The organism is Streptomyces sp. YS-3, assembly GCF_045257485.1.
In the GTDB taxonomy this organism is placed as follows: Bacteria; Actinomycetota; Actinomycetes; order Streptomycetales; family Streptomycetaceae; genus Streptomyces.
The window spans coordinates 1-2,415 of sequence record NZ_JBJHPC010000820.1; the positions used below are offsets into that span (position 1 = coordinate 1).

General features: G+C 75.2%; 3 protein-coding genes. 2 read left to right on the forward strand and 1 reads right to left on the reverse strand.

Annotated elements, in window-relative coordinates:
* Positions 1-935: acyl-CoA dehydrogenase family protein (locus ACJA3G_RS35180; protein ID WP_406557091.1), on the forward strand; the 935-nt coding region annotated here is incomplete at its 5' end.
* Positions 932-1,477 (forward strand): nitroreductase/quinone reductase family protein, encoded by a 546-nt coding sequence (locus ACJA3G_RS35185; RefSeq protein WP_406557092.1) that lies wholly within the window; start codon positions 932-934, stop codon positions 1,475-1,477. The genes ACJA3G_RS35180 and ACJA3G_RS35185, both read left to right, overlap by 4 nt.
* A gap of 113 nt (positions 1,478-1,590) precedes the next feature.
* On the opposite strand, the gene ACJA3G_RS35190 is transcribed toward ACJA3G_RS35185, so the two are convergent.
* On the reverse strand, positions 1,591-2,238 hold the full coding sequence (locus ACJA3G_RS35190) for a TetR family transcriptional regulator (RefSeq protein ID WP_406557093.1): 648 nt from the start codon (positions 2,236-2,238) through the stop codon (positions 1,591-1,593).
* Positions 2,239-2,415 lie beyond the last annotated feature (177 nt).

Below are 2,415 nucleotides of genomic sequence, written 5' to 3' on the forward strand. Positions count from 1 at the left end.
CCCCCGTCCTCCTCGCCCTCGGCACCGAGGCGCAGAAGCGGGCCCACCTGCCGCTCCTCGCCCGCGGCGAGCTGACCGCCGCCCTCGCCGTCCCCGGGCCCGCCCTCGCCCCGGCCCTCGGGCTCACCGGGGACGGCTCCGACGGCTCCTGGGCCGGCGGCGGGCGCGCCGGAGGGGTGCAGGCGCGGGAGGCCGAGGGGCGCTGGCGGCTGTACGGGGAGGCCGCCCAGGTCCTCGACGGCCACCGCGCCGGTCTCCTCCTCGTGCCCGCCCACACCGGCGGCTTCACCCGAGGCCGGGTCCGTCTCTTCCTGGTACGCGGGGATGCCGATGGTCTGCACCGGACCCGCCACACCACCCTCGACGAGACCCGCACCCAAGGGTGCGTGCAACTGCGGGACGTGGAAGGCGAGTTGCTGGACGGCCGGGAGCCGCTCGGCGTCCTCGCCGCCGCCGGGCGCACCGCCGCCGCGTTCCTCGCCGCCGAGGCCGTCGGCGCCGCCGGGCACGCGCTGGAGCGGACCGTCGCGTACGTGAAGGAGCGCGAGCAGTTCGGGCGGCCCATCGGGTCCTTCCAGGCCGTGAAGCACCGGCTGGCCGACCGTTACGTACAGGTGCAGGCGGCCCGCTCCGCCGCCTACTACGCCGCCTGGGACCCGGACGCCGGGGGGCTCGCCCTCGCGCAGGCGCTGGAGGCGCTGCGGAGCACCGCCGCCGAGGCCGTCCAGCTGCACGGCGGCATCGGGTTCACCTGGGAGCACGAGGCGCACCTGTACTTCAAGCGGGCCGCCGCCGACGAGCTGCTCTTCGGGCCGGTGCCGGCGCTGCGGGCCCGCGCGGCCGAGCACGCGGGACTGTTCCGGACGCCCCCTTCGCCTTCTGCGCCCCGTACCGCGCGTGCCGCCGCCCCGCGCGCGCGAGCGGCTGTCCGGTGAGCCGGGCCCCGCGCGGTGTGCGCCTGGTCCAGAGGGTTTCCTCCACGCGCGCGTTCGCGAAGCTCGCCCCGCACGTCGTCCCCGCCCTCGACCGGGCCGTGCACCGGCTCACCCGGGGCCGGGTGCTGCCGAGCGCGCGGATGCTCCCGGGGGTCGTGCTCACCGCGCGCGGCGCCGTCTCGGGGCTCGCGCGGCGGACACCGCTCGCCTGTATGCCGGAGGACGCCGGGACCTGGCTGCTCATCGGGTCGAACTTCGGGCGCCCCGGCCACCCCGCCTGGACCGGCAATCTGCTGGCCCACCCGGACGCCGAGATCAACTGGAAGGGGCGGGACCTGCCGGTACGGGCCCGGCTGCTCACGGGGGAGGAGCGGGCGGCGGCCTGGCGGGCCGCGCTGGAGTTCTGGCCCCCGTACGCCACGTACCAGGCCCGCGTCGAGCGCGAGATCCGGCTCTTCCGGCTGGAGCGGAGGGAGGCGGACGCGGACGCGCCGCATGGGAACGCCGGCGGGGCTCACCTGGGTGAACCGCCGCCGGCGTGACAGGACTTGAGAATTGAGGGCGGCCGGGGGCGCGCCGCGGCGGTCTCCGGGCCGGCGCGAGGGCGGGCGCCCCGGCGCGGGCTCGGCCGGGCCGCGGGCCGCGGCCGGCGCCGCTACTTCGTCGGCTTCTTGCCGGTGATGCCCAGATGTACGAGCAGCGCCAGGTTCGGCTTCAGCTCGGCCTGCTTGACGCCCCAGGTCTGGAAGCCCTTCTGGTGCGAGGCGACCGCCGCGAGCATCGCGACGATCGAGCCCGCCATCGCCGCGGGGCTGATGTCCTTGTCGACCTTGCCCTTCGACTGGAGCTCCTTGACCGCGTCCGTAAGGGAGTTGTTCACGGAGTTGAGGATCTTCATGCGGATCTTGTAGAACCGTTTGTCGCCCTCGGCCGCGCCCAGATCGACGACCCGCAGGATCGCGTCATTCTTGCGCCAGAAGTCGAGGAACCCCTCGACCAGTTCCTCCGCCGTCTGCCAGCCGGCCTTGCCGACCCAGGAGCGGCCCTCCACGAGGGAGGTCAACGCCGCGCCCTCCTTGGCCATTTCCTCGGCGACCTCCAGGACGGCGCCCTCGACGTCCGGGAAGTACTGGTAGAAGGTCGCGGGTGAAGTGCCCGCCTTCCGCGCCACATCGATGACTTTCACGTCCCGGTACGGCGAGGAGCTGAGCATCTCGCTGAGGCAGTCGAGCAGCTTCTGCCGCGTCGCCTGGCCGCGTCGGCCTGCCACGCGGCCGTCGACGGTGCGTACTTGTCCTGTCATGCCGTCAGCTTACCGAGGGGTGATCGGAGCGCGATTCGGCCGACTGCAAATGGGGGCCCGGGGTTGACGGCCGCCGCGGGGACGTACCCCGCCGGGCTCCGGCGCCCGCCGCTCCCGGCCCCCGTCGGCTCCGCCGCCCGCCGCCCCTCCTCGCGCACCCGTCCGCCACTCGAATGG